The 18,450-nt window shown below is 65.6% G+C and carries 14 protein-coding genes and 7 tRNA genes; 8 read left to right on the forward strand and 13 right to left on the reverse strand.

Annotated features, from left to right (window positions below; genetic code table 11):
* The 5 genes from KHY18_RS20190 to KHY18_RS20210 form a co-directional block, all read right to left on the reverse strand.
* Entirely contained in the window at window positions 1–1,002 is a 1,002-nt protein-coding gene (locus KHY18_RS20190; RefSeq protein WP_213304054.1) for an NAD(P)H-dependent flavin oxidoreductase, read from the reverse strand.
* 25 nt (window positions 1,003–1,027) lie between these two features.
* Window positions 1,028–1,825 (reverse strand): enoyl-CoA hydratase/isomerase family protein, encoded by a 798-nt coding sequence (locus KHY18_RS20195; RefSeq protein ID WP_213304058.1) that lies wholly within the window; start codon window positions 1,823–1,825, stop codon window positions 1,028–1,030.
* A gap of 9 nt (window positions 1,826–1,834) precedes the next feature.
* Window positions 1,835–3,082 (reverse strand): acyl-CoA dehydrogenase family protein, encoded by a 1,248-nt coding sequence (locus tag KHY18_RS20200; protein WP_213304060.1) that lies wholly within the window; start codon window positions 3,080–3,082, stop codon window positions 1,835–1,837.
* A 13-nt stretch (window positions 3,083–3,095) separates the two neighbouring features.
* A complete protein-coding gene (locus KHY18_RS20205; RefSeq protein WP_213304062.1) occupies window positions 3,096–4,154 on the reverse strand; it encodes a phosphotransferase family protein in 1,059 nt (352 codons plus the stop codon).
* Between the two features lie 113 nt (window positions 4,155–4,267).
* On the reverse strand, window positions 4,268–6,937 hold the full coding sequence (locus KHY18_RS20210; RefSeq protein ID WP_213304064.1) for a LuxR C-terminal-related transcriptional regulator: 2,670 nt from the start codon (window positions 6,935–6,937) through the stop codon (window positions 4,268–4,270).
* 276 nt (window positions 6,938–7,213) lie between these two features.
* Between KHY18_RS20210 and KHY18_RS20215 the strand changes: the two genes are divergently transcribed.
* The 3 genes from KHY18_RS20215 (at window position 7,214) to KHY18_RS20225 (ending at window position 9,976) form a co-directional block, all read left to right on the forward strand.
* Window positions 7,214–7,759, forward strand: coding sequence for a phasin family protein (locus tag KHY18_RS20215; protein WP_213304065.1), 546 nt, complete (start codon window positions 7,214–7,216; stop codon window positions 7,757–7,759).
* A gap of 264 nt (window positions 7,760–8,023) precedes the next feature.
* A complete protein-coding gene (locus KHY18_RS20220) occupies window positions 8,024–9,070 on the forward strand; it encodes an extracellular solute-binding protein (protein WP_213304066.1) in 1,047 nt (348 codons plus the stop codon).
* Window positions 9,071–9,217: 147 nt separating this feature from the next.
* Complete coding sequence (locus KHY18_RS20225) at window positions 9,218–9,976, forward strand: 3-hydroxyacyl-CoA dehydrogenase (protein WP_213304067.1); 759 nt, start codon at window positions 9,218–9,220, stop codon at window positions 9,974–9,976.
* A gap of 47 nt (window positions 9,977–10,023) precedes the next feature.
* Here the strand turns inward: KHY18_RS20225 and KHY18_RS20230 are convergent, their stop codons facing one another.
* A complete protein-coding gene (locus KHY18_RS20230; RefSeq protein ID WP_213304068.1) occupies window positions 10,024–11,088 on the reverse strand; it encodes a LacI family DNA-binding transcriptional regulator in 1,065 nt (354 codons plus the stop codon).
* 114 nt (window positions 11,089–11,202) lie between these two features.
* Between KHY18_RS20230 and KHY18_RS20235 the strand changes: the two genes are divergently transcribed.
* From KHY18_RS20235 to KHY18_RS20255, 5 genes are all read left to right on the forward strand, one after another.
* Window positions 11,203–12,231 carry a TRAP transporter substrate-binding protein gene (locus KHY18_RS20235; RefSeq protein WP_213304070.1) on the forward strand — a complete coding sequence of 343 codons (1,029 nt, stop codon included), beginning with the start codon at window positions 11,203–11,205 and terminating at the stop codon, window positions 12,229–12,231.
* Window positions 12,232–12,330: 99 nt separating this feature from the next.
* Window positions 12,331–14,217: a TRAP transporter large permease gene (locus tag KHY18_RS20240; protein WP_213304072.1), complete on the forward strand. Its 1,887-nt coding sequence runs from the start codon at window positions 12,331–12,333 to the stop codon at window positions 14,215–14,217.
* A 61-nt stretch (window positions 14,218–14,278) separates the two neighbouring features.
* On the forward strand, window positions 14,279–14,821 hold the full coding sequence (locus KHY18_RS20245) for a VOC family protein (protein ID WP_213304074.1): 543 nt from the start codon (window positions 14,279–14,281) through the stop codon (window positions 14,819–14,821).
* Between the two features lie 12 nt (window positions 14,822–14,833).
* The gene (locus KHY18_RS20250; RefSeq protein WP_213304076.1) at window positions 14,834–16,099 is read left to right on the forward strand and encodes a ribulose-bisphosphate carboxylase large subunit family protein; all 1,266 of its coding nucleotides are present in this window, start codon (window positions 14,834–14,836) and stop codon (window positions 16,097–16,099) included.
* A gap of 7 nt (window positions 16,100–16,106) precedes the next feature.
* Window positions 16,107–17,405 carry a four-carbon acid sugar kinase family protein gene (locus tag KHY18_RS20255; RefSeq protein ID WP_213304078.1) on the forward strand — a complete coding sequence of 433 codons (1,299 nt, stop codon included), beginning with the start codon at window positions 16,107–16,109 and terminating at the stop codon, window positions 17,403–17,405.
* Window positions 17,406–17,511: 106 nt separating this feature from the next.
* Here the strand turns inward: KHY18_RS20255 and KHY18_RS20260 are convergent.
* The 7 genes from KHY18_RS20260 to KHY18_RS20290 form a co-directional block, all read right to left on the reverse strand.
* Window positions 17,512–17,588 (reverse strand) — tRNA-Asp (locus KHY18_RS20260).
* Between the two features lie 50 nt (window positions 17,589–17,638).
* Window positions 17,639–17,714, reverse strand: a tRNA-Glu gene (locus KHY18_RS20265).
* A gap of 163 nt (window positions 17,715–17,877) precedes the next feature.
* Window positions 17,878–17,954: transfer RNA gene (locus KHY18_RS20270), tRNA-Asp, on the reverse strand.
* 49 nt (window positions 17,955–18,003) lie between these two features.
* A tRNA-Glu gene (locus KHY18_RS20275) sits at window positions 18,004–18,079 on the reverse strand.
* 29 nt (window positions 18,080–18,108) lie between these two features.
* A tRNA-Ala gene (locus KHY18_RS20280) sits at window positions 18,109–18,184 on the reverse strand.
* 37 nt (window positions 18,185–18,221) lie between these two features.
* Window positions 18,222–18,298: transfer RNA gene (locus tag KHY18_RS20285), tRNA-Asp, on the reverse strand.
* Between the two features lie 57 nt (window positions 18,299–18,355).
* Window positions 18,356–18,431, reverse strand: a tRNA-Glu gene (locus KHY18_RS20290).
* Window positions 18,432–18,450: the final 19 nt, after the last annotated feature.

The following is an 18,450-nucleotide window of genomic DNA, read 5'->3' on the forward strand; positions in this document are numbered from 1 at the left end:
TCAGGCCTCCTGCAGCTGCTGCATGTCCTGCGCGGCCGCGAGCCGGCCCGCGTGGCCCAGCGCTTCGCGGCATTCGCGCACCATGCGCTCTATCAGCTCCTCGCAGCGCGGCACATCGGCTATCAGCCCCACCACCTGGCCGGCCCAGACCAGTCCGCCGTCGACATCGCCGCTGCGCAGCGCCTGGCGGCCGCGCTGGCCCGAGACCAGCGGCTGTATCTCGGCGAATTCGCAGCCGCCCGGGCGGCGCTCCATGGCCACCACTTCGTCGGACACCGCGTTCTTCAGCACCCGGCCCGTGTTGTGCAGCGTGCGGAAAATCAGCTGCGTGTCGCACTCGCTGGCGCGCACCAGGGCCTGCTTGATATGGTCGTGAATCGGCGCCTCGACCGTGGCGCAAAAGCGCGTTCCCAGGTTCACGCCTTCGGCGCCCAGCGCCAGCGCGGCCGCCATGCCGCGGCCGTCGGCTATGCCCCCCGAAGCGATCACGGGAATGCGCAGCGCGCGCGCCGCGATGGGAATCAGCACCAGTCCCGGCACATCGTCTTCGCCCGGGTGGCCCGCGCACTCGAAGCCGTCGATGCTGACCGCATCCACGCCGCGGCGCTCTGCCGACAGCGCATGGCGCAGGCTGGTGCACTTGTGGATGATGCGCACGCCGCGGCGCTTGGCCACCTCGATGAACGCCGCCGGGCTGTTGCCCGCGGTCTCGAGCACGCGCACGCCGCTGTCGATGGCCGCGGCGAGATACTCGGCATAGGGCGGCGGATTGACCGACGGCAGTATGGTCAGGTTGACGCCGAAAGGCTGGTCGGTCATCGTGCGGCAGCGCGCAATTTCGTCGGCCAGCGCCTGGGGCGTGGGCTGGGTCAGCGCCGTCAGCACGCCCAGTCCCCCGGCGTTGGAGACCGCGGATGCCAGCTCGGCCGTGCCCACCCATTGCATGCCCCCCTGGATGATGGGGTAGCGCGTTCCCAGCAGTTCGGTAATGCGTGTTTTCATAGCAGTCGATTCCCTTCAAGAAGGCCTAGCGGCCCTGAAACTGCGCCGTGCGCTTTTGCACGAACGCGCCCGTGCCGTCGCGAAAATCAGCCGTGGCGGTGCAGGCCACGAACTGCGCGGCTTCGGCGTCCAGGTGTTCATCGAGGCCGTGGTGCAGCGCGCTGCGCAGCAGCTTCTTCATCGCGCCCAGTGCCCGCGTGGGCCCCTGGGCCAGACGCTGCACCAGGGCCTGTGCTTCGGCTTCGAGGCTTTGCGCCGCAACGACGCGGTTGACCAGGCCCAGCTGCAGCGCCTGCGCGGCGTCTACCGTGTCGGCCAGCAGCGCCAGCTCCATCGCCTTGCGCAGTCCCAGCACGCGCGGCAAGTTCCAGGAAGTCGAGCAGTCGCAACTCGCACCTATCAGCGGATAGGCCACGCCAAAGCGCGTGCCTTCGGCGGCCAGCGCCAGGTCGCAGGCCAGCATCAGGCCCAGGCCGCCGCCCGCGACCGCGCCCTGCACGGCGCAGACCACGGGCGCGTCCATGCCGGTCAGCAGCCGTATGCCGCCATGCATGCCGGCGATCAGCTGCTGCGCGGCCTGGGCCGGATCGGCCTGCATGGCGCCAATGTCGCCGCCCGCCATGAACGCCCGGCCTTCGGCGCTGAGCAGCACGGCGCGCACTTCGCTGTCGGCCGCGACCTGCGTGCAAGCCGCGAGAAACGCGCCCGCCATTTCGCGATCGATGGCGTTGAGCGCCTTGGGGCGATTGAAGCGGATATGCGCGACCGCGCCTTCGCGCCAGTGCAGCACGCTGCCCGCAGATGCTTTTTCGGGATATGCCATATGCGTGCCTCAGGCCGTGGTGTAGTAAGGCGCGGTCGCGCCCAGGCTCTCGCGCGCGCGCGCCAGTTCGGCGCGTGCGATGGCGCGCAGATGCACTTCGTCCGGGCCGTCGAAAAAGCGCATCGCCCGGCCCCAGGACCACAGGAACGACAGCGGCGTATCGGGCGTGATGCCCATGGCGCCGAACACCTGGATCGCGCGGTCCACGACGCGCGTCTGCAGCTGCGCGGCCACGAGCTTGATCGCCGACACGTCGATGTGCGCGGCCTTGTTGCCGTAGGTGTCCATCTTCCACGCGGCCTGCAGCACCAGCAGCCGCGCCTGGTCGATCTCCACGCGCGAGTACGCTATCCAGTCCTGCACGTTGGCGTAATCGCCCAGGTGCTTGCCGAACGCGCGGCGCGTGAGCGCGCGCTCGCACATCAGCTCCATCGCCAGCTCGCACTGGCCTATGGTGCGCATGCAGTGGTGCACCCGCCCCGGCCCCAGCCGCGCCTGGGCCAGAGCAAAGCCCGCGCCCTCCTCGCCCAGCAGATTGCGCAGCGGAACGCGCACGTTGTCGTAGACGATTTCGCAATGTCCGTCGGCCGCATGGTGGTGCATGATCGCCACATTGCGCGCGATGCGCAGGCCCGGCGTGTCCATGGGCACGATCACCATTGAATGGCGCTGGTGGCGCGCGGCGTCGGGCGACTCGTCGCTCACGCCCATCACGATCGCGAACTTGCAGTTCGGGTGCAGCGCGCCGCTCGTGAACCACTTGCGGCCGTTGATCACGTACTCGTCGCCTTCGCGCCGGATGGTGGTGCAGATGTTGGTCGCGTCCGACGAAGCCACGTCGGGCTCGGTCATCGAGAAGCACGAACGAATGCGACCGTCGAGCAGCGGATCGAGCCAGCGATCGCGTTGCTCTGGCGTGGCGAACAGGTGCAGCAGCTCCATGTTGCCGGTGTCGGGCGGATTGCAGTTGAACACTTCGGCCGCCCAGGGCACGCGGCCCATGATCTCGGCCAGCGGGCTGTACTGCATGTTGGTCAGGCGCGTTCCGGGCTCGTCGTCGCGCAGGCCGGGCAAAAAAATGTTCCACAGCCCGGCTTCGCGCGCCAGCTTCTTGAGCGGCTCGATGATCTCGGTGGGATAGACGCCGGTCGCGGCGATGCGGTCGAAATCGTGGTACTTCGGCACGACGTGGCGCTCCATGAACGCGCGCATCGTGGCCTGCATCTGCTGGGTCTCTTCGGGGTACTGGAAGTTCAAGCGGCTCTCCTGTTTAAAACGCTTCGACGGGGGTTTCAATGGCCTCGAGACCGCGCTGCGCCAGGGCCGGGCCCAGCGCGCCTATCTGCGCGGCCTTGTCGTCCACGGCATTGCCGCGCGCCGCGCGCGCCGCAATGCCTTCGAAAATGACGGCCCAGCGCATCAGCGCGAAAGCCCAGTGGAAAGCCGTGGCCTGCTGCGCCGGGTCCTCGCGGCCCGCGCGGCGGTAGTAGTGCGCGAGGTACTCGCCTTCGCCGGGAATGCCCAGCGCCGCCAGATCCAGCCCGCGTATTCCGCCGAACTCCTGCGGCAAGGTGCGCCAGGCCACGGTGTTGAACGCCACGTCGGCCAGCGGATGGCCCAGCGTCGACAGCTCCCAATCGAGCACCGCCACCACACGCGGCTCGGTGGGGTGAAACAGCAGGTTGTTGAGCTTGAAGTCGCCATGCGTCAGCGCCACTTCATCGCCAGGCGGAATGTTCGCCGGCAGCCATTCGAGCAAGGCGTCTATCGCCGGATTGGGCCGGGTGCGCGACAGCGCCCATTGCTTGCTCCAGCGCCCGAGCTGGCGTTCGAAGAACGCGCCCTGGCGGCCGAAATCGGCCAGACCCGCGGCGCGCCAGTCGACCGCATGCAGCGTCGCCAGCGTGTCGGCCATGGCCAGGTAGACCGCGCGCCGCTCGGCCGGCGCCATGCCCGGCAGGTCGTTGGCGTTGAACACGCGGCCCGCGACACGCTCCATCAGATAGAACGGCGTGCCGACGATGTCCGAATCCGCGTGGTACAGCACCACGGGCGGCACGGGCAGCGCGCTGTCGGCGAGCGCCTGCATCACGCGGTACTCGCGGTCCACCGCATGCGCCGACGGCAGCACTTCGCCCGCGGGCTTCTTGCGCAGCACCATGTGGCGCTCGCCGTAGCTCAGGAAAAAAGTGGGATTGGATTGCCCGCCGCCTATGGCCTGCAGCTGCATGGCGCCGTCGAGATCGGGCAGGCGCTGGCGCAAGAAGGCGTCCAGGCGCTGCGTGTCGAAGGCCTGGGCCGAGGGCGTGAAAGAAGGGGCGTGACTCATGGGACAGGGCGTGCGAAAGTGGGCTCCAGGTCATCATGCGACCCGCCCCTGCCCCCCCACCCACCCGTAGTGGGTAGGTCGGGTTTGCCCTCTCGGGCCCGGCCCTGTGCGCGTTAACCCGGCACCAGGCCCATGCCGCGCGCGCTCGCCACCGCGTCATCGCGGCCCATCACGCCCAGCTTGGCGTACACATTGCGCAGATGCCATTTCACGGTCTCGGGCGAGATGCCCAGCGCCAGCGCGATGCGCTTGTTCGACATGCTCTGTGCGAGCGCGCGCAGGATTTCGAGCTCGCGTTCGGACAGCGGCTCGCACGGCGTGGCCGTGACCTGGCGCGCCGCGGGCCGGTGGCGCTGTTGCTGCTGGCGCAGGTGATCCACATAGAACGCCAGGATGGGGTCCTGCGCGCCATGCGCGGCCACGCAGGCATAGGCCAGCGCCAAGGCCTCCTCGCCCATGTCGAGCACGGTGCGCACCAGGCCGTGCTGATGCCCTTGCTGCAGGGCTTCGCGCATCACCGCCAGCGCCTGCTCCTTGCGGCCCAGCCGCGCCAGCAGCAGCGCGCGCAACACCAGCGTCGCGCAGCGGTCGCGCCGCTGCAGCAAGGCCGTGTCGTCGCGCCCGCATTCGCCCAGCGCCGCGAGCGCCGCGCGGTCGTCGCAGCGCGCCGCGTGGTACAGCGCCTCGATGAAACGCGTGAGGCCGCGAATGCGCTGGCTCACGGGGCCATCGCCTTGCGCATGGCGCGCGGCCAGGGCCTGCAGCTTGTCCAGCATCGCGGCGGCGCCGGCCATGTCTTCCATGTACAGCAGGCAGCGCACGCGCTCGCTGATCGCGAATGCCAGCAGCCGGTCCAGCGATCTGCGCTGCGCGACTTCATCGATGCGCTCCAAGCCTTCGATGGCCTCGAGCGGATTGCCATCGGCGCGGCGCAGGCGCGCGCTGGCCAGGGCCACGGTCACCAGCGCGTCGGGCAGCACCACGCGCTCCATGATGTCGAGCCGGCCGTCGAGCAGCTGGCGCAGTTCTTCGAGCTCATTGAGTTCGTACAGCGCGGCCGACAGATAGGCCGCGCTGTTGCAGGCCAGCTCGCTGTAGCGCCCCAGCTCGCGCTCCGACTGCGCAAGCGTGTCGCGCAGCAAGGGCTCGGCCGAACGCACATCGCCCGCATAAAGCCATGACAGCCCCTGCAGCGACTTGTTCATCAGATAGCCGAAGGCCGAGTCCAGCAGCGGCGTGCCGTCTTCGCGCAGCGGCGCCGGCCCCTGCAGCACGCTGCGCGCGGCTTCGTATTCGGCCATGTGGGCATGCATCCAGCCCAGCAGATTGCGCCGCCCGCCGACCAGCACCACATCGTCGCCCTGCTGCATGGCCGTCAACTCGGGCAGCAGCGTCTGGGCCGTGCCCAGATCGTCTTCCTGCAGCGCCAGCGAAAACGCCAGCAGTGCGGCATGGGCCCGGCCTTCATGGTCTTCGCCACGCGGCTGCGATTTCAGCGCGACCAGCGTCTCGTGGCAGGCGGCGAACTGGTTGTAGCAAAGCTGGGTCCAGCCCAGCCACAGCAGCAGCGCAGGCCGCGCATGCAGCGCGGCGCGCGGCAGCTCGGCGACCGCGCGCACGATCTGCTGCAGCTCGCCCTGCAGAAACAGCGTGCGCGCCCAGCGCTGCACCCACTGCGCGGCCTGGTCGGTGTCGCCGGCCGCGACCGCATGGTGCACGGCCTCGCGCAGGTGGCGCCGCTGGCCCAGCCAATGCGCCAGCACCGCATGCGTGTGCTGCTGCTCGGACGGCGACAAGCCCTTGAAGCGCTCGATCAGCAATTCGCGAAACAGGGGATGAAAACGAAACCAGCCGGGCGACGCCGCATCGTGCTGCGGCAACACGAACAGATGTTCGCGCTGCAGGCGCTCGACCAGCGCCGGCCCGACCAGATCGCCGGCCACGGCCGTGGCCAGCGCCTCATTGAAGCCGCGCGCCACGGCCAGGCGTGTCATCGCATCGATCGTGTCCTTGTCGAGCCGGCACAGCACTTCACGGTTGAAATAGGCGGAAAAGTCCTGGGCGTTCTGCACCGGCGAAGTCGGTGCCTTGGGCTGCAGCGCCAGCAATTGCAGACCGGCCGCCCAGCCGTCGGTGATTTCCAGCAGCTTGCGCGCATCGACCGCACCCGCGTGGCGCGGCGGGCGCGCCTGCATGAACTGCTGCACTTCGTCCAGCGAGAAGCGCAATTCGGCCGGCCCCAGCTCTTCGAGCAGGCCCTGGTCGCGCAAGCGCGCCAGCGACAGCTCGGGCACGCTGCGCGAGACCATCAGCAGATGCAGGGCCGGCGGCGCGAAATCGAGCAGCGTCTGCAGCACGCCATTGGCCTGGGTGTCCGTCACGTTCTGCCAGTCGTCGATCACCAGCCACAGCGGCCGGCTGCGCGCGAGCAAGGCGCGCAGCAGCGCAATCGCGATCGCATCGCCGCGCATCTGGCCGTCGCGGTTGTAGAGCAGACGGGCTTCGTGGGAAATGCTTGCGTCCACACGGTCCAGCGACTCGAACAGCGGCTCGGGCAGGAACTGCCCGTCATCCCCGGGCTGCACGGTGAGCCAGGCCACGTCCTGGCCGAAGGCCAGCGCCTGGGCGCGCCACTGCAGCGCCAGCGAAGTCTTGCCGCTGCCCGCGGGGCCGTGGATCAGAACGCACTTCTTCTGGCGCGCCTGTGCCAGGCGTTCCAGCAGTTTCTTGCGCTCAATGCGTCCCGGCTCCAGACGCACAAGCAGATGGTTTGTCTCGGTCACTGTTTTTGTAATGGCTGGGCATGGTCGAGGCGCTATGGTGCCATGGCCCGGCACATGGCATGTGTCGCATGCGCCCGGTGGGCCCCCACGCAGATGTCAGCACGATGTCCGGACCGTGCCTCCGGGAAATTTGTTGCATTGCAACAAAACACTTGCATCGCCGCGCGAAATGCCTAGAATCGCACTTATGCTGCACTGCAACATGGCCTTGGGCCCCTCAGCGCAGATATCTCGCAAGCCTGGTTCATTCCATAACGCTACTCAAGGAGAAATCACATGTCGCTGACCCCCGAAGCCATTCTGAACGCCCAGAAGTCCCACCTCGAAGCCCTGTTCGGCCTGACCCAGAAAGCCTTTGACGGCGTCGAAAAGCTGGTCGAACTGAATGTGACGGCCTCGCGCAACGCACTGTCGGACGCCGCCAGCCACAGCCAGCAACTGCTGAGCGTCAAGGATGCACAGCAACTGCTGGCACTGCAAGCCCAATGGTTCCAGCCTCTGGCTGAAAAGACTGCCGCCTACAGCCGCAGCCTGTATGACATCGCCAACGGCACCGGTTCGGCCATCGCCCAATCGGTAGAAGCACGCGCCGCCGAAGCCCAGAAGAACCTGAGCGAGCTGATCGACAATGCCACCAAGAACGCGCCTCCCGGCTCGGAAGCTGCTGTTGCCCTGCTGAAGAACTCGTTCTCGGCGGCCAACAACGCTGCCGAATCGGTGCAAAAAGCCGTGAAGCAAGCTTCCGACCTGGCACAAGCCAACCTGCAGACCGCTTCGAAGAATGTGGTCGACGCAGTCAAGACCAGCACGCAACAAGGCTGATCGCGCGATTTTTTTGCCTGAGGTATTCCCTAATCCCGGGAATACCCGCATAATGACCCTATTGTTTTGGTGAAAGCCAAAACCACCAGTTGTCTCCTTGGATCCTCTCGAAACCCCCGTTTCTTGGATCCTTTCTAGCCCGGTCTCTGACCGGGCTTTTTTTTGCCTGTTCGCAAGCGGTGGCAGCCATCGCTGCAAGGACAATATTAAGAACAATTCGCGTTTGGCGTATTATCCAGCGATCCCATTTCACACTGATTTGCCATGTCCAAGATTCTTCACACCTTGATCGCCGCCTGCACCGTGGCAGCCGCGGGCGCGGCCTATGCCGATGGCGTCGTCAACCTGTACTCCGCGCGCCACTACAGCACGGACGAAGCGCTGTACGACGGCTTCACCAAGGCCACGGGCATCAAGGTCAACCGCGTCGACGCGGATGACGCCGGCATTCTGGCGCGTCTGAAGGCCGAAGGCACGGCCTCGCCCGCCGACGTGATCCTGCTGGTGGACGCAGCACGCCTGTACCGCGGCGAAGTCGACGGCCTGTTCCTGCCCATCCGCTCGAAAGTGCTCGAAGACGTCATTCCGTCGAATCTGCGCAGCGCACCCGCGGCCGACGGCGGCATTTCGTGGTTCGGCCTGTCGACGCGCGCTCGTGTGATCGTCTACAACAAGATCAAGGTCAAGGCCCAGGACGTGCAGACCTATGAATCGCTGGCCGACCCCAAGTTCAAGGGCAAGCTGTGCATCCGTTCGGGTTCGCACCCCTACAACCTGAGCCTGTTCGGTGCGGTCACCGAGCACATGGGCGAGCAGCAGGCCGAAACCTGGCTCAAGGGCCTGGTCGCCAACCTGGCGCGCCCACCCAAGGGTGGCGACACCGACCAGATCAAGGCCGTGGCTTCGGGCGAGTGCGATATCGCCGTGAGCAACAGCTACTACCTGGCGCGCATGATCCGCTCGAACAAGCCCGAAGACCAGGCCGTGGCCAACAAGGTCGGCGTGGTGTTCCCCAACCAGCAATCGTGGGGCACGCACATGAACATCGCCGGCGGCGCGATCGCCCGCCACACCAAGAACCAGGCCAATGCGGTCAAGTTCCTGGAATACCTGGCCAGCCCCGCTGCGCAGAACTACTTCGCCAACGGCAACAACGAATGGCCTGCGGCCAAGGGCGTGGAGCTCGACAACCCCGCGCTCAAGGCCATGACCAACGGCAAGCCGTTCAAGAGCGAAACCATTCCAATCAGCGCCGTCGGCGCGAACATGACCAAGGTCCAGCAGATGCTTGACCGCGTCGGCTTCAACTGATCGCGCAGCGCTCTCAATCAAAGCCCGGCCTCTTGGCCGGGCTTTTTTTGCGCCCAAACTGCGCGCTGGTAGCGCCAGCGACAGTCTGAACGAAAGGTTTCTCGCCATAATGGACGTTTACGTCAACGTCAATCAAGGAGACAAACCATGGACATCGCAGGCAAGGTATTCATCGTGACAGGCGGCGCATCGGGCCTGGGCGAAGGCACGGCGCGCATGCTCGCGGCCAAGGGCGGCAAGGTCGTCATCGCCGACATGCAGGACGAAAAAGGCCGTGCGGTCGCCCAGGAAATCGGCGGCGCCTTCGTGCACTGCGATGTGAGCAACGAAGCCGACGCCCAGGCCGCCGTCGACCAGGCAACCCAGCTGGGCAAGCTCATGGGCCTGGTCAACTGCGCAGGCATTGCTCCGGCCGAGAAGACCGTGGGCAAGAACGGCGCGCATGCGCTGTCGGTGTTCAGCAAGACCATCACGGTCAACCTGATCGGCAGCTTCAACATGATCCGCCTGGCCGCCGAAGCCATGAGCAAGAACGAAGCCGAAGCCACGGGCGAGCGCGGCGTGATGATTTCCACGGCCAGCGTCGCGGCCTACGACGGCCAGATCGGTCAGGCCGCGTATTCCGCGTCCAAAGGCGGCATCGTGGGCATGACGCTGCCCATCGCGCGTGATCTCGCACGCAACGGCATTCGCAACATGACCATTGCTCCCGGCATTTTCGGCACGCCCATGCTGTTCGGCATGCCCCAGGAAGTGCAGGACGCGCTGGCCGCCGGCGTGCCCTTCCCCAGCCGCCTGGGCACGCCCGGCGACTACGCCAAGCTCGCCTGCCATATCTTCGAGAACGACATGCTCAACGGCGAAGTGATTCGCCTCGACGGCGCGATCCGCCTCGCGCCACGCTGATGCCGGCGCGCCATGCCCATTGATAGGCATGGCGCGTTTTAACGAATTTAAGGCAGATTTTCGCGAAAGATCACCAACGTTCGCGCGGGATCGACGCCCAGCATCGCATCGCGCTTTTCGCGCAGATTGGTGAAGATGCGCACGCAGCTCATCATCGCGGCCTGCGGGCTCTGGGTGATGACGGCGTCCATGCTGCCGTCGATCAGCATGGCGCGCGTGTCGGGCGTGAGCCCATGGCCTATGAACACCACCTTGTGCTCGCGCCCCATTTCCTTGAGCGCGCGCGCCACGCCGTCGGACGCTCCGCCGATGTTGTAGATGCCGGCCAGGTCGGGATACTGCTCGAGCAGCGTGCGCGTCTGCGTGTAGTTCTTCTGCGCGTCGTCATGGCCTTCGCGCAGGCCCACGACCTGCAGCGCCGGGAACATCTCTTCGATCACATGCATAAAGCCGGCCTCGCGCTCCTCGTGCGCGCTGTAGCTGCGCGAACCCGCAATCAGTGCGACCTTGCCCGCGCGCGCGCCCTGACCTATGAAGCGCCCCACCAGATAGCCCGCGGTGCGGCCCGCGGCGCGATTGTCGAGGCCCACATAGGCCGCGCGGCGCGAGCCGGAAAGATCGGAAATCAGCGTGATGGTCGGCACGCCCTGGTCGGCCAGCTGGGCGACCGCTTCGCGCACGACCGGATGCTCCAGCGCCATGAAGGCAATGCCGTCACAGCGCTCGCCCAGGCGCAGCAGGCGCGCGGCCAGCTGCTGCGGGTTGAAGCTCTCGAACTGCTCGTTGCGGCATTTGACGTTGAACGGCGCGAGGTGCTCCTGCGAATAATCGACCGTATCGCCCAGCATGCGGATGAAGCGGTTGTGCCCGTCGGGCAGCAAAAAGCCCAGGCGCATGGGCGCGGCCGCGAGCGCGGCGTAGAGGCCGGTTTCGGGCAGGTAGTCGAGTTCGGCCGCGGCCTTGAGCACTTTCTGCGCGGTCGCATCGCGCACGCCCGGACGGCGGTTGAGCACGCGGTCGACGGTCGCGGTCGATACCTTGGCCGCACGCGCGATATCGGCCACGCGCGCGCGCTGCGATCCGCTTTCCAATCCATCAGGGTCAACCCGCATACATCAAAACCCATCATTTTTATGATTTGACGCCTCGCCGCTCAACACCTATCGTTGCGTGGCTTTCATCTAATGATGCATCAAAACGCATCAAAAATAAAACTGGAGACAACCATGGCCGAAGTCACCCGCCGCAGCGTTCTGCGCAGCCTGTCCGCCGTTCCCGCCGCATCCATCGCCACTGGCATGGCCGGCTTTCCGCTGGTCGCGCGCGCCGCGGAGTTCTCGTACAAGTACGGCAACAACCTGCCGGTGACCCACCCGCTCAACATTCGCGCGCAGGAAGCGGCCGACCGCATCCTCAAGGAGACCAAGGGCCGGGTCGAGATCAAGATCTTCCCGAACAACCAGCTCGGCGGCGACACCGACATGCTGGCCCAGGTGCGCTCGGGCGGCATCGAGTTCTTCACGCCCTCGGCGCTGGTGATCGCCACGCTGGTGCCGGTCGCGGCGATCAATGCCACGGGCTTTGCGTTCTCCGACTACAACCAGGTCTGGTCGGCGATGGACGGCAAGCTCGGCGCGCATGTGCGCGCGGCCATAGGCAAGATGCGGCTGTATGCGTTCGACAAGATGTGGGACAACGGTTTCCGCCAGACCACCAGCAGCAAGGCGCCTGTCGCCAGCGCCAAGGACCTCGACGGCCTCAAGATCCGCGTGCCCGTGAGCCCGCTGTCGATCTCGATGTTCAAGGGCCTGGGCGCCGCGCCCGCGAGCCTGCAGTTCAGCGAGGTCTATTCGTCGCTGCAGACAAAAATCGTCGACGCCCAGGAAAACCCGCTGCCCATCATCCAGGTCGCCAAGCTCTACGAAGTGCAGAAGTTCGCTTCGCTGACCAACCACATCTGGGACGGCTACTGGTTCATCGCCAACGGCCGCGCCTGGGACCGGCTGCCGCCCGACCTCAAGACCATCGTCGCCGCGGCGATCAATGACGCGGGCATGCAGCAGCGCGAAGACATCAAGAAGCTCAACGATTCGGTGATCGCCGACCTGCAGGCCAAGGGGCTGCAGATCAACCGCCCATCGGCCGACAGCTTCCGCGCCAAGCTGCGCGAATCGGGTTTCTACGCCGAGTGGAAAGGCCGCTTCGGCAACGAAGCCTGGGGCCTGCTGGAACAGACCGTCGGCAAGCTCGCCTGACCTGCGCGGGAGGCAGGCCTCCCGCTGACCACCACCATCCGATTGCCATGCCCGCGCCTGCGCGCGCGGCTCGCCCCTGCCCCGAAGAAAGTACCCGTCATGTCCCTCGCCCCCGCCCCAGACCCGCACGCGAGTCCAGCGCCGCCGGCCAATCCGTTCAGCGCACTGGCCGGCCGCATAGACCTGCGCCTGGGCGCCGTGGTTGAAGCCATTGCCGCGGCCATCGTTCTGGCGGAAATCGTGATCCTGTTCGCGGGCGTGGTCGCGCGCTACGTGCTGCATGCGCCGCTGGTCTGGTCGGACGAACTGGCCTCGATCTTTTTCCTCTGGCTGTCGATGCTGGGCGCGGTCGTGGCGCTGCGCCGCGGCGAGCACATGCGCATGACGGCGCTGGTCAGCAAGGTCAGCCCGCAGACGCGCGGCCTGCTCGAAGCGCTGGCGATTTCCGCCTCGCTGGCATTTCTGGTGATGGTCATGCATCCGGCCTACGAATACGCCGACGAGGAGTCATTCATCGTCACGCCGGCGCTCGAAATCAGCAACGCCTGGCGTGCATCAGCAATTCCCGTGGGCGTGGGCCTGATGGCGATCTTTGCCGTGCTGCGCCTGCTGCGGCTTTGCACCTTGCGCCAAATCGCCATCACCGTCGCCGCGACGGCCGCGATCATCCTGGCGTTCTGGCTGGCACAGCCGCTGTTCGCGACACTGGGCAAGCTCAATCTGGTGGTGTTCTTTCTGATCGTCGTCGCGGTCACGGTGTTCTCGGGCGTGCCGATTGCGTTCTGCTTCGCGCTCGCGACCTTTGGCTACCTCGCGCTGACCACGCATACGCCCATGGTGGTGATGGTGGGCCGCATGGACGAAGGCATGTCGCACCTGATCATGCTGGCCGTGCCGCTGTTCATTTTCCTCGGCGCGCTGATCGAGATGACGGGCATGGCCAAGGCCATGATCCAGTTCCTCGCCAGCCTGCTGGGCCATGTGCGCGGCGGGCTGAGCTATGTGCTGATCGGCGCGATGTATCTGGTGTCGGGCATCTCGGGCTCGAAGATCGCCGACATGGCGGCGATCGCGCCCGTGCTGTTTCCCGAAATGAAAAAGCGCGGCGCCAAGCCCGGCGACCTGGTGGCGCTGCTGTCGGCCACGGGCGCGCAGACCGAAACCATTCCGCCGTCGATCGTGCTGATCACCATAGGCTCGGTCACGGGCGTGTCCATCGCCGCGCTGTTCACCGGCGGCATGCTGCCCGCGCTGGTGCTGGGCCTGTGCCTGTGCACCGTGGTCTGGTGGCGCTACCGCAAGGAAGACCTGAGCGGCGTGACGCGCTACAGCAAGGGCCAGATCGGCAAGTTCTTCATCATTGCGCTGCCGGCCATCGCCCTGCCCTTTGTGATCCGCGCGGCCGTGGTCGAAGGCGTGGCCACGGCCACCGAAGTCTCGACCATTGGCGTGGTGTATTCGGTGATCGCCGGCCTGCTGGTCTACCGCCAGTTCGACTGGCGCCGCCTCAAGCCCATGCTGATCGAGACCGCCTCGCTGTCGGGCGCGATCATGTTCATCGTCGGCTGCGCCACGGCCATGGCCTGGGGCCTGACCCAGTCGGGCTTTTCCACCGACCTGGCGCAGATGATGGCCGACATTCCGGGCGGCGCCTATGGCTTCCTGGCGATCTCCATCGTCGCCTTCATCGTGCTGGGCTGCGTGCTCGAAGGCATTCCGGCCATCGTGCTGTTCGGCCCCCTGCTGTTCCCCATCGCCGTGCAGGCCGGCGTGCACCCGGTGCACTACGCCATGGTCGTGATCTTCGCCATGGGCATAGGCCTGTTCGCACCGCCTATCGGCGTGGGCTACTACGGCGCCTGCGCGATCAGCAAGGTCGACCCCAACGAAGGCATGAAATACATAGGCGGCTACATGGCCGCGCTGCTGGTCGGCCTGGTGCTGGTCGCGGCGATTCCCTGGATCTCCACGGGCTTCCTGAAATAAGCGCCGCGCGCCGCAAGCACCGCACTTCCCTCTTCCTCTCATCCATTACACGGAAAAACACATGAGCCGCCATTTCGGAGAAATTCGCCAGCTGGGCTACGTCGTGCACGACATCGAAGCTGCCATGGAATATTGGAGCAAGACCCTGGGCGTAGGCCCCTGGTTCTACAACCCCAAGGTGCCGATCGAGAACTACCGCTACAACGGCGAGGCCTACGCGCCGCACAACTCTGTGGCACTCGCCAACTCGGGTTTTGTGCAGGTCGAGCTGATACAGACGCGCAACGACGTGCCGTCGATGTACCGCGACTTCCTGCAGGCCGGGCGCACGGGGCTGCAGCATGTCGCCTACTGGACCAGCAACTACGATGCCGACCTCGAGCGCCTGCTGCAGCAGGGCTTCAAGCCCGTGATGAGCGGCGAAGTCGGCCAGAACGGCCGCTTCATCTACTTCGACACCGAGTACCACCCCGGCACCGTGATCGAGCTGTCCGAAGTCGCCGGGCCCAAGGGAAAGATGTTCGACATGATTCGCGCCGCGTCCGAAACCTGGGACGGCGTCACCGACCCCGTTCGCCCGTTCCCCGACCTGAGCAAACTCTGAGCCCGTTGCCCCATGACTGTCGATCGCTTCGAAGCCACCTACCTGATTGAAACGCCCCTGGCGCCTGCCCTCGTCGCCGAAGTGATGGCCGGCGAACAGTCGTGCGGCACCTTTACCCGCGTCGAGGGCGAGACCGATGCGCTGCGCCGGCGCGCACGCGCCACGGTCGAGTCCATAGACGAACTCGAATCCGTGGACGCGCCCAGCCTGCCCAATGCGCTGCTCGAGCGCCAGGGCCATAACGGCCCCTGGCGGCGCGCGCGCGTGCGCATCTCGTTTCCGGTCGCCAATGTCGGCGCCAACCTGCCCACGCTCGCGGCCACCGTTTCGGGCAACCTCTACGATCTGGGCGAAGCCAGCGGCCTGCGGCTCGAAAGCCTGCAATTGCCTTCAAGCTACCGCGCGCAGTTCGCTCTGCCCCAGGTCGGCATTGCGGGCACGCGCCGGCTGACCGGTATTGCCAGCGGCGCGCTGGTGGGCACCATTCTCAAGCCCAATGTCGGCTTCTCGCCCGAACAGACCGCCGAACTCGTGGCGCGCCTGTGCGCGGCCGGCGTCGACTTCATCAAGGATGATGAAGTCTGCGCCGACCCCGCCCATGCACCGCTGGCCCAGCGCATTCCGGCCGTGATGGCGGCCGTACGCGCCCACCAGGACCGCACCGGCAAGCATGTGATGGTGGCGTTCAACATCACCGACGAAACCGACGCGATGAAGCGCCATGCCGACCTGATAGAGCGCGAAGGCGGCAGTTGCGCGATGGCCAGCCTCAACTGGTGCGGCTACTCGGCGCTGCAGACGCTGCGCCGCCACACGGGCCTCACGCTGCACGGCCACCGCAATGGCTACGGCGCGCTGTCGCGCCATCCGCTGCTGGGCATGTCGTTCCAGGCCTACCAGACGCTGTGGCGGCTCGCGGGCGTGGACCACATGCATGTGCATGGCCTGCAGGGCAAATTCTCCCAGCCCGACGAAGAAGTCATTGCCTCGGCCCAGGATTGCTATACGCCGCTGACGCCGGAGATCGAAGACCGGGTCATGCCGGCGTTTTCGTCCGGCCAATGGGCCGGCACCGTGCCTGCTACCTGGGCCGCGGTGCAAAGCGACGATCTGCTGTTCATGTCGGGCGGCGGCATTCTGGCCCATCCGGGCGGCCCGGCCGCGGGCGTGGCCAGCATTCGCCAGGCCTGGGCCGCGGCCCGCGAAGGCCTGCCGCTGGTCGAGTACGCGCGCCAGGCGCCCGAACTCGCGGCAGCGCTGGCCTTCTTCGGCAAGTGATGCGGCGATGCCATCCATGTTGAAGATCGCCTATTACGGCGACGATTTCACCGGCGCCACCGATACGCTGGCCACGGCCGCGCGCGCCGGTCTGCGCACGCTGCTGTTTCTGGGCCTGCCCAGTCCCGCCCAGCTCGAACGCGCCGGCCCGCTCGACTGCCTGGGCATCGCGGGCGCGGCGCGCGCGATGACGCCCGCCGAGATGCAGAGCGAACTCGAGCCCGTGGGCCGGCTGTTCGCGCAGCTGGGCGCGCCGGTGATGCATTACAAGACCTGTTCGACCTTCGACAGCGCTGCGCATATCGGCAGCATTGGCACGGCGATACGCGTATTGCAGCCGCATGCGGGCAATGCTTTCGTGCCCATCGTCGGCGGCCAGCCCAATCTGCGCCGCTATTGCGTGTTCGGCAACCTGTTTGCCAGCGCCGGCGCGGCCATGCACCGTATAGACCGGCATCCGACCATGCGCCGGCATCCGGTCACGCCCATGCATGAAGCCGATCTGCGGCTGCATTTCGCACAGCAAGGCTTGCAGCTTGCGTCGCTCGATTACACCGACTACGCGCAAGCCGAGTCAGAACTCGATCAGCAGCTTTGTGCCGTCATTGCGCAGCAACCTGACGCCGTCTTGCTCGATATCGCGCGAACGGATGATCTCGTCACCGTCGGCCGGCTGATCTGGCAGCATGCGCGGCAACAGCCGCTGCTGGCCGCAGGCCCAAGCAGCGTGGTGCAGGCGCTGGCCGCGCACTGGCAAGGACCGGCGCCTGCTGTCAGCGCCGCCATAGCACCAGCCGTTGACCCGGTGCTGGTGCTCGCAGGCAGCCTGTCGCCGATGACAGCACGCCAGGTCAAAGCCGCGAGCTCTTACGAACATCTTTTGCTGGATGCGCCGCGCCTGGCGAACGACGCGGCTTATCGTACGCAAATGGCACAGCACATCGCGACCAGGCTGAAGCGAAAGGTCAACATGCTGGCCTGCACCTCCAGTGGCGGCGAAATCGCTGCAACCGACGCGCCCACCAATGCACGCGCGCTGGCCATGGCCTGCGGCGAATTGCTCGCGCAAGTGCTCAAATGGGCGCCCATCAAGCGCCTGGGCGTCGCCGGCGGCGATACATCGAGCCATGCGGTCCAGGCGCTTGACGCATGGGGCCTGTCCTATCAGGCGCAATTGGCGCCCGGTGTGGCGCTGTGCCGCCTTCACAGCGATGATCCGGCGCTCGACGGGCTGGAGATCATGCTCAAGGGCGGGCAGATGGGCAGTGAAACGCTGTTCGAGCAACTGCTTTCGGGCAATTGCTGAAACGCTGCTGCACAAAACCGCTGGGACAACGAAAAAAGGCACTGTGCAGAGCACAGTGCCTTTTTCGTAATCAGCCGAATCGACATCAATGTCAATTCACAGACTATGGCGGAGTGGACGGGACTCGAACCCGCGACCCCCGGCGTGACAGGCCGGTATTCTAACCAACTGAACTACCACTCCTGGTAGATAAGCTTTTTGCCTGTATTCGATACAGGCCAAGCGCTATGACTTGGCGACCCTACGGGGATTCGAACCCCGGTACTCACCGTGAAAGGGTGATGTCCTAGGCCTCTAGACGATAGGGTCAAAACCTGGGAACTTGCGTTCTCTCATCTGCGGGGAAAGCCATCAAAACGATGAACTGGCGCTTCCCCAACGGCACCGTATACCTTACAAAAAAAGGCACTGCGCAAAACACAGTGCCTTTTTGCAATCGACTCAATCAACGCAAGCGTCAATTCACAAACTATGGCGGAGTGGACGGGACTCGAACCCGCGACCCCCGGCGTGACAGGCCGGTATTCTAACCAACTGAACTACCACTCCTGGTAGATAGCTTTCTGCCTGTACTTGATACAGGCCAAGCGCTATAACTTGGCGACCCTACGGGGATTCGAACCCCGGTACTCACCGTGAAAGGGTGATGTCCTAGGCCTCTAGACGATAGGGTCGTAACCTAAGAACTTGCGTTCTAACTTCTTGGTGGAGGTAAACGGGATCGAACCGATGACCTCTTGCATGCCATGCAAGCGCTCTCCCAGCTGAGCTATACCCCCAATTGGAGCCATGCAGAATGCACACTTCCATTAACTGTGGCGGAGTGGACGGGACTCGAACCCGCGACCCCCGGCGTGACAGGCCGGTATTCTAACCAACTGAACTACCACTCCTGGCAGAAAGCTTTGTGGTGCAGCAAATGAATTTGCCATACCCAAGTGCTTCAAACTTGGCGACCCTACGGGGATTCGAACCCCGGTACTCACCGTGAAAGGGTGATGTCCTAGGCCTCTAGACGATAGGGTCGTAACCTAAGAACTTGCGT

Origin of the sequence: Acidovorax sp. CCYZU-2555, from assembly GCF_018413525.1 — a bacterium.
Lineage (GTDB): Bacteria > Pseudomonadota > Gammaproteobacteria > Burkholderiales > Burkholderiaceae_C > Comamonas.

Bases quoted from the DNA above. Each gene is read 5' to 3' on its own strand.
- KHY18_RS20250 (WP_213304076.1), top strand. From the start codon at position 14,834: ATGACTGTCGATCGCTTCGAAGCCACCTACCTGATTGAAACGCCCCTG.
- KHY18_RS20195 (WP_213304058.1), bottom strand. From the start codon at position 1,825: ATGGCATATCCCGAAAAAGCATCTGCGGGCAGCGTGCTGCACTGGCGC.
- KHY18_RS20220 (WP_213304066.1), top strand. From the start codon at position 8,024: ATGTCCAAGATTCTTCACACCTTGATCGCCGCCTGCACCGTGGCAGCC.
- KHY18_RS20205 (WP_213304062.1), bottom strand. From the start codon at position 4,154: ATGAGTCACGCCCCTTCTTTCACGCCCTCGGCCCAGGCCTTCGACACG.
- KHY18_RS20240 (WP_213304072.1), top strand. From the start codon at position 12,331: ATGTCCCTCGCCCCCGCCCCAGACCCGCACGCGAGTCCAGCGCCGCCG.
- KHY18_RS20190 (WP_213304054.1), bottom strand. From the start codon at position 1,002: ATGAAAACACGCATTACCGAACTGCTGGGAACGCGCTACCCCATCATC.
- KHY18_RS20225 (WP_213304067.1), top strand. From the start codon at position 9,218: ATGGACATCGCAGGCAAGGTATTCATCGTGACAGGCGGCGCATCGGGC.
- KHY18_RS20215 (WP_213304065.1), top strand. From the start codon at position 7,214: ATGTCGCTGACCCCCGAAGCCATTCTGAACGCCCAGAAGTCCCACCTC.
- KHY18_RS20255 (WP_213304078.1), top strand. From the start codon at position 16,107: ATGCCATCCATGTTGAAGATCGCCTATTACGGCGACGATTTCACCGGC.
- KHY18_RS20235 (WP_213304070.1), top strand. From the start codon at position 11,203: ATGGCCGAAGTCACCCGCCGCAGCGTTCTGCGCAGCCTGTCCGCCGTT.
- KHY18_RS20245 (WP_213304074.1), top strand. From the start codon at position 14,279: ATGAGCCGCCATTTCGGAGAAATTCGCCAGCTGGGCTACGTCGTGCAC.
- KHY18_RS20230 (WP_213304068.1), bottom strand. From the start codon at position 11,088: ATGCGGGTTGACCCTGATGGATTGGAAAGCGGATCGCAGCGCGCGCGC.